The 7,515-nt window shown below is 39.1% G+C and carries 6 protein-coding genes; 1 reads left to right on the top strand and 5 read right to left on the bottom strand.

Annotation, left to right across the window (positions count from 1 at the left end):
• Window positions 1–42: 42 nt before the first annotated feature.
• Complete coding sequence (locus AN394_RS17885; protein ID WP_055022168.1) at window positions 43–681, bottom strand: hypothetical protein; 639 nt, start codon at window positions 679–681, stop codon at window positions 43–45.
• A gap of 96 nt (window positions 682–777) precedes the next feature.
• Here AN394_RS17885 and AN394_RS17880 point away from each other — a divergent pair, with 96 nt between their 5' ends.
• Window positions 778–1,287, top strand: coding sequence for a DUF2062 domain-containing protein (locus tag AN394_RS17880; protein WP_054561579.1), 510 nt, complete (start codon window positions 778–780; stop codon window positions 1,285–1,287).
• A 92-nt stretch (window positions 1,288–1,379) separates the two neighbouring features.
• Here the strand turns inward: AN394_RS17880 and AN394_RS17875 are convergent, their stop codons facing one another.
• The 4 genes from AN394_RS17875 to rlmKL are packed head-to-tail and all read right to left on the bottom strand — an operon-like array spanning window position 1,380 to window position 7,396.
• Window positions 1,380–3,116: a DUF3466 family protein gene (locus AN394_RS17875; RefSeq protein WP_055022167.1), complete on the bottom strand. Its 1,737-nt coding sequence runs from the start codon at window positions 3,114–3,116 to the stop codon at window positions 1,380–1,382.
• Window positions 3,117–3,127: 11 nt separating this feature from the next.
• Window positions 3,128–5,038 carry an ABC transporter ATP-binding protein gene (locus AN394_RS17870; RefSeq protein ID WP_055022166.1) on the bottom strand — a complete coding sequence of 637 codons (1,911 nt, stop codon included), beginning with the start codon at window positions 5,036–5,038 and terminating at the stop codon, window positions 3,128–3,130.
• Window positions 5,039–5,052: 14 nt separating this feature from the next.
• Complete coding sequence (locus tag AN394_RS17865; protein WP_054561582.1) at window positions 5,053–5,286, bottom strand: glutaredoxin family protein; 234 nt, start codon at window positions 5,284–5,286, stop codon at window positions 5,053–5,055.
• On the bottom strand, window positions 5,279–7,396 hold the full coding sequence (gene rlmKL, locus AN394_RS17860; protein ID WP_055022165.1) for a bifunctional 23S rRNA (guanine(2069)-N(7))-methyltransferase RlmK/23S rRNA (guanine(2445)-N(2))-methyltransferase RlmL: 2,118 nt from the start codon (window positions 7,394–7,396) through the stop codon (window positions 5,279–5,281). The genes AN394_RS17865 and rlmKL overlap by 8 nt, the downstream gene beginning before the upstream one ends.
• Window positions 7,397–7,515 lie beyond the last annotated feature (119 nt).

Here is a 7,515-nt window from a genome sequence, read left to right as displayed (position 1 = left end):
TCGCAATTAGCCATTCACTTCGAAGGTAGGTTAGATGGCGTGCTAGATATTTAGCAATTTAGGCTGACACAGAATTCTGAACGCCCTCCCTAATTCACGTAAGTGTTTTCTATCTTCATAGCTTATTTTACTTTTGTCACCGGTTAAAAGCGCATAATAAAGCCATTGTAATTGGGTGCTTGCCGTCACTTTTTCAATATATGTGCGGTAGCTCACTCGAAGGGAGTCATATCGATGATGATTTAAATAGCTTATCTCCCCTACGCTTCGGCCTTTATAAAATACTCGCTCAAGTAATGCTTGCCGTTCTCTATCAAAACTATAGAAATTTTTTACCGACCTGTAAGGTTTAAGTTTGAGTTCTGCGCTTAATTCATCTCCACTAGTAACAGGTTTATCTGAAGTAATGCTTAGCATTGCATTAGGAGCAGGTCGCATGCTTGTAGGGCAAGATTCAATATTTTTTAGACTTACTTTAATGTAATAAGGGCTTTGTTCACTGTAAGTTTCAACTACCTCAAATCGAACTAATCGGCTTTGTTGATAATCGATTTGACAGTTAGAGATAGAGTAAAAGATGATGTAATGAAAAATCACTACTAAAATAGCGCAAATAAACCCTGACAATAGAGTTAAAAAAGGCTTAAAATAGGCACCTGCTAGCAATACAGCAAAACTCATTATATAAAACGCCGCAGTGCCAAATGTATATAGGGTGAAAAAACAGCCTATGACAAAGCCGCTGCATAACCAAATAGATGTAAATGGTTGCTTTAAATGGCTAAGAAAACGATCCAACGCTTTTTACCTGATCATAATAAGGTAAAAGAACACAAGTATTTAAGAATTTTTGGTCGTTTATTGCATGATGCCAATTTATGGCACTTAAATAGACGCTCAGCACGCGGTGCATTTGCGGTTGGTTTATTTTTTGCGTTCATCCCTGTTCCTTTTCAAATGGTTCTTGCAGCCGCCCTGGCTATTCCATTTCGAGTAAATTTACCGATTTCTGTTGCAACAGTGTGGATCACTAACCCACTAACCATGCCTCCTATTTTCTATTGTTCATATATTGTAGGCACGATTGCCCTTGCTCAACCACAACAGCATTTTCAATTTGAACCAAGCTGGCAATGGTTTATAGATAGCCTTACAACTATCGGCCCTGCGTTTTTAGTTGGCTCATTTATTTGTGCAACAGCTGCGGCAATCATTGGTTATTTTGGTACCGACATGCTTTGGAAACGCTCAGTCCGTAAAGCATGGATACACCGCCATAAAAAATAACTGATTTCAGTATAGACAAAAAACCCAGCTTGAAGCTGGGTTTTTTATTTCTTGCAAGAAAGCTATTTGCTTTGCATAAAGCTCTCTAATTATTACTTCTTACGAAATACACGACGTGCTGCTGCAAATGGTAATAGCAATAATGCATACCAAGGGAAGCTTGCTGATTGACGCTCGTATTGTTCAATCTCTTCTGCAGGACACTCTTCAACAGAACCATCAATTGGTGTTAACTTAACAGCCACTGCGACACTTTCATATTCGATATTGCCATTAACATCGACTACAACATTACCGAATGAATCTGTCTTTTCAACAGTTTTAGTCGCAACACCGAAGATTTCATTATTGTTGTTAATTGATTTCGCTTCAGCAACCGTGTATTTAAAGCGAGTCTCACCATCTTCTTCATAACAAGGTAATAAATCGTTTAAGTTTACAACTGAGTCTTCACCAATGGTGTACATGAAACCTTCACGACGACGGGTAGAAGTATTATAAATATCTGTTTCACCCTCACCAACAACTATACCATTATCATTGATATCGTTAGCTAATGAGCTTGAGCTTGAGAAGTAATCAGTTGGGAAAACAACGCTGTCGCTATTTTTATCGTAGTAGAAAAATTTTGTACGCGTTGTACCGTCGATACGCTTGCTCGCATAGCCAACAATAACATCATCATTATTAACCGCTAAAGGCTGACCCGAAATCCAATCATCCTCTTGGTCGATAAATTCTTTTACTTCACCATTTTCGAAAATAACAGGCATAGTAATACGTGTGCTATTACTCTTGTAACGCACATCAGACGTACCAACCACTAAACCATTTTCGTTGATTGCAATTGCATTGCTACGGAACGCGAAATCTTCATCATCTTCAGGCGTTAAACCTAAGCCATACATTTCTGTATTGGTGATGTTTAGATTAGTGTCTAATGTCCACTTAACAGCACGTTTATTATAAATACCCGTTGAATAAGTACGGTTGTACGCTTCAACACAGTCTGAAACTGGTTCATCTTCGCCATCACAGTTATCAGTAATATCATCCAGTGGATCAACCGCAATATCCGTTGAAACAGTACCTACAACTTCGTAACCATTAGCTGTTTTGATAATGTCATTTGCCGAGCTAATACCGCCGTAATCATCAAACTCTGGTGCAAGTTCAACTTTCACACCGTCTTCGGTAATAACAATTGCACGGCTAATGAAGTCTCTTAAAAAGTGGGTTTCTTCTTCATCTTCATCTGTTTGAGTGAACGATGTTTTTTCGTAAGGTGCACTGCCCCAACCAACCATTACACCGTCATCTGTTACAGCATTTAGTAAGTTAGAAGTCGAGCGTGTTAAGCCGTCAAAATCAAGAGACTGTTCATCAAATAAAACTTGCTCTGAAGCACCTTCAGGTGTGTAAAGCGTTGCAATTGCACTTGATAATTTTTGATATTCAGAGTCAGTTGAACGACCTGTTAAAAAACTTACCATAAATGCATGAGCATCGGCATTTGTATTTACCGCATCGTTATTCTCAATATCATCAAGCGTGAATGTAATTTCTTTATCAATTAGTTCATACTGCTTTTTAGCTGTATCATAAGAATCTTTGATCGACGAATCTGTAAAATCGATATAAGAGACATCAACGGGTAATTTGTAAAGGCCATTTGCTAAGCCTATGATGTGACCGTTTTCACTAACATCTGTTACGTAGTTAAATTTAGCGCCATCAATTCCACCTAATTCTTCTAATTTATAGGTTGCGCTTATCGCTGAGGTACTTAGGGTGGCTAAAATACTGGCAGCGAGTAATTTGTATTTCATTTTAATCCTTACTACTGATTCTTTAAATCTTCGAGTTCTTCCCAGCGCTCAAAAGCGACTTCAAGCTCAGACTCTAACTCGGCTAAATGGTTCAATGCTTCTGTTGTAATTGCAGCATCTTGCTTAAAAAAGTCAGGGTCATTAACCACAACTTGCTGAGCGTCTAACGCTTTTTCAAGTTGTTCCACTTTACTGGGTAATTCTTCTAATTCAAGTTTTAATTTGTAAGAGAGTTTATTACTTTTCTTTGGTGTTTTATCTTGGCTAACAACGGCCGGCTTTTCTTGCTTAATTTGTTGCTGTTGTTGTTTTTCTTGCTCAGCTAAATGAGCTGCATACGCTTCATAGTCGCTATAACCACCAACAATGTCGGTGATCTTGCCGTTACCTTCAAATGCCCATACAGAATTACAGGTATTATCAATAAATTCACGGTCATGGCTTACAATCAGTACAGTGCCCTGATATTGGTTAATGATCTCTTCTAAAAGCTCTAAAGTTTCAATATCGAGGTCATTGGTTGGCTCATCGAGAACAATAATGTTAGATGGCTTTAAAAATAACTTTGCTAATAATAAGCGGTTTTTCTCACCACCTGAAAGCGCTTTTACTGGCGTACGCGCTCTTGCCGGTGGAAATAAGAAGTCTTGTAAGTAACCTAGTACATGACGTGAGCGCCCGCCCATCATCACTTCTTGCTTACCTTCAGCTACGTTATCTTGTACTGTGGCTTCTTCATCAAGCTTTTGACGATACTGGTCAAAATAAGCAAACTCTAAGTTAACACCTTGCTTAACACTGCCGCTATCAGGTGTTAAGTCACCAAATAAAATTTTAAGCAGTGTTGTTTTACCAATACCATTTGGCCCAACAAGGCCAACACGATCGCCACGCATAACAAGGGTTGAAAAGTCTTTTGCGATGACTTTATCTTTAAATGCATGACAGATGTTTTTCGCTTCGAATACTAATTTACCCGAACGATCCGCTGTTTCAATATTGAAATCAGTTTTACCGACTTGATCAACACGCTGCTTACGCTCTTTACGTAACTCTTTTAAAGCACGTACACGGCCTTCATTACGCGTTCTACGTGCTTTAATACCTTGGCGGATCCACGCTTCTTCTTCTGCTAAGCGCTTATCAAATAATGCGTTTTGTGTTTCTTCTACTTTTAGATCATGCGCTTTTTGTTCAAGATATGTCGCATAATCGCCAGGGTATGAAACCAGCTTACCACGGTCTAAATCAAGAATACGGGTTGCAACTGCTCGAATGAATGCACGGTCGTGAGAAATAAAAACGATGCCGCCTTTAAACTCTTTTAAAAATTGCTCAAGCCAAATAACACTACTCATATCTAAGTGGTTGGTAGGCTCATCAAGTAGCAGTAAATCAGGTTCACTAACCAAGGCTCGTGCAAGAGCAACTTTACGTAGCCAACCACCCGATAATGATTCAAGCTTGGCTTCTGGCTCTAGCTCTAAGCGAGATAAAACGAGCTGAATACGGGTATCAAAACGCCAGCCATCAACGGTTTCTAATTGATTAGATAAACGCTCTAATTTGTTAAGCAATTTATCGTTATAGTCTGTTTGCATTTGATTACTAACTTGGTGATATTCTATCAGTAAGTTAGCAATGTCAGGCATGCCCTGCGCGACATAATCAAATACTGAGCCTGCCGCCCCTTTTGGTGGATCTTGCTCTAAACGTGAAATGCGAATACCGCCTAATTGGTTGATTTCACCATCATCCAATGTCACTTGGCCATCAAGCACTTTTAATAGTGTTGATTTACCTGCACCGTTTCGACCAACGATACAAACGCGCTCACCTGACTCAATAACGGCATCGGCATCATCTAGTAGCGGATGCGTACCATAAGCGAGTTGAGCTTTGGCTATTCTGATTAAATCCATCGTGATTACTACTCTTATTCTTTATTATCAGCAATAAATTGCGCTAATTGCTCAGCATCAAAAGGCCAAAATAATTTCTTGCCTTGATGAGATTCCACAACCGGAATACTGGTTTGGTAAAGTTCAATCAGCTGTTCACTGTCCATAATATCTTTTGCTACAAACGAAGCGTTTGTAGCAATTAATAATTCATCGGCCATTTCACACAGATGACAGCCATCAGTGTGGTACAGGGTAAAGTTAGCCATGGGTAATAAGCCAGCTATTATGAATTTGCTTATTACGTTTAAAATCTGGTGATAAAGTCTTGTCAGAAATGTTTTCTGCTTTTAAACCCAGACCCATTAGCCCTACTTCATCCATGCTAAAGCCACGCTTATTATTTGAGAATATAAGCGTACCGTTAGGGCTTAAAATTTTCTTAACCCAGGTAAGTAGTTTGATATGGTCGCGTTGTACATCAAACGCATCTTTCATACGTTTTGAGTTTGAGAACGTCGGTGGATCTAAGAAAATTAAATCATATTGGCCTTGTGCATACTCAAGCCACTTCAAGCAGTCTGCTTGCTCAAAACGATAACGGGTATTACTGATATCATTCAGAGCAAAGTTTTCTTGCGCCCACTTTAAGTAGGTTTTTGACATATCAACCGTGGTAATGGCTTTGGCACCACCCACAGCAGCATGCACAGATGCGCTGCCTGTATAAGCAAACAAGTTTAAGAAACGTTTGCCTTGTGCGTTTTGTTGGATATAACGACGAGCTAATCGGTGATCTAAGAACAAACCAGTATCTAAATAATCAAATAAGTTTACTTTGAATTTAGCGCCAAACTCTTCCACTACTTGAGTACGATTTTGTTTTGCTACCTTGGTATATTGCTCTTCACCTTTTTGCTTTTTACGCACTTTAACTGCAATATTTTCTGGTGCTATATTTAACTGCTCAGCGGTCAAGCTGATCACATCTTGCAAACGTTTTTGAGCCGTATTGTCATCGATTTCTTTCGGTGCAGCATATTCAAAAATAACCGCTGAATCATCGTATACATCTACAGCTACGTTATATTCTGGAATATCCGCATCATAAACACGGTAGCAGCTTACTTCATTTTGCTTTAACCAGTTCTTTAAATTTTGCTTATTTTTCTTTAAACGGTTTGCAAAGGCTGTTGAACCTTCAAAATTAAGAGCCGGCTTATCTTCTTTGCTAAGTTCTACTTGTTTATCGTCAAGTTGGTAAAGATTTAATACAACATCTAACGGGCCATTTTTAAACTTATAGCGTTTTAACTTAACTAACTTTAATAACTTAAATAAGCTTTCGTCAGTGCCAAGTAAAGCAAGTTTCCAATGATTAAAGTGCTTTTTGAAGCCAACACCTAAGCTACGGTGTAAGTTAACCAGCTCAGCCATTGAGCCTAAACGTTCACCATAAGGTAAGTTTGAAATCACCACACCAGGTAGTTTCGCAACTGGGGTTAACTTAGTGGCATCGCTTTGTTTAAACTTAATCACATTACCAAGGTCAGCACGCTCTGCGTTTTCTTGAGCTTTCGAAATCACACTGGCGTCAATATCATGGCCAATAAGCCAAAGTTTAGGATCTGTAATTTGTGCAGTTAGTTCTGCTTTTAATTCTTTGTATTTTTGAATTCGGAAACTAGGCAGGCGCTCAAAGGCAAAACCTTCACGGAATAAGCCCGGCGCTTCATTGCGTGCCATGCTTGCAGCTTCAATTAAAATGGTACCAGAGCCACAACATGGATCGAATAAAGGTTGCTGTACGTTTTCAAGCCAACCACTTCGTTTCACAAGGGCTGCAGCTAAATGCTCTTTAATCGGCGCTTTGCCTTGATCTTGACGATAACCACGCTCAGATAAACGCGGGCCAGAATAATCAATATAAAGCGCAACACCTTGACGGTTCAACCTTGCTACAACACGTACATTGGCATTGTATTTATCAACATCAGGACGTTGCTCGAATAAATCCGCGAAGTAATCAACAATCGCATCTTTTACAACTAGACCTGAAAATTGCGTATTTTTTAAATCGTTATTAGTACCAGTAAAATCAACAGCAAAGGTTTGTTTAGGACCAAACCACTCCTGCCAAGGCTGTAAGCGTGCAAATTGATAAAGGCTGTCTTTGTCTTTTACGCCTTCTTTTTCTTCTATCAGCATCATGATACGAGTCGCAAAACGGCTCGATAAACAAATCTTTTGTGCTAATAAGCTATCTGCTTCAAAACGTACAGAGCCCACGGTTTGTTTTGAGACTTCTGCACCGAGTGCTGTAAGCTCATCAACAAGTAAATTTTCTATTCCGATAGAAGTAAGTGCGATAAATTGCAAAGTAAAAACCCTTAAATGCTAATTGCGCAGGATTATAGCATAGCTTGGCGAACAAAAACGCCAACATTTGCAGGGATATTAGCTGGATTTTTACTTAGCTCACTAGGTTACGAATCTCG

This window comes from Pseudoalteromonas sp. P1-26, from assembly GCF_001401795.1.
Taxonomy (GTDB): domain Bacteria; phylum Pseudomonadota; class Gammaproteobacteria; order Enterobacterales; family Alteromonadaceae; genus Pseudoalteromonas.
Note: the sequence above shows the minus strand (reverse complement) of the source record. Positions and strands in the feature narration are given on the sequence as shown.

What these genes read in the sequence shown, in the direction of transcription:
- AN394_RS17885 (WP_055022168.1), bottom strand. Translation starts at nt 681, where the DNA reads ATGAGTTTTGCTGTATTGCTAGCAGGTGCCTATTTTAAGCCTTTTTTA.
- AN394_RS17880 (WP_054561579.1), top strand. Translation starts at nt 778, where the DNA reads ATGGCTAAGAAAACGATCCAACGCTTTTTACCTGATCATAATAAGGTA.
- AN394_RS17875 (WP_055022167.1), bottom strand. Translation starts at nt 3,116, where the DNA reads ATGAAATACAAATTACTCGCTGCCAGTATTTTAGCCACCCTAAGTACC.
- AN394_RS17870 (WP_055022166.1), bottom strand. Translation starts at nt 5,038, where the DNA reads ATGGATTTAATCAGAATAGCCAAAGCTCAACTCGCTTATGGTACGCAT.
- AN394_RS17865 (WP_054561582.1), bottom strand. Translation starts at nt 5,286, where the DNA reads ATGGCTAACTTTACCCTGTACCACACTGATGGCTGTCATCTGTGTGAA.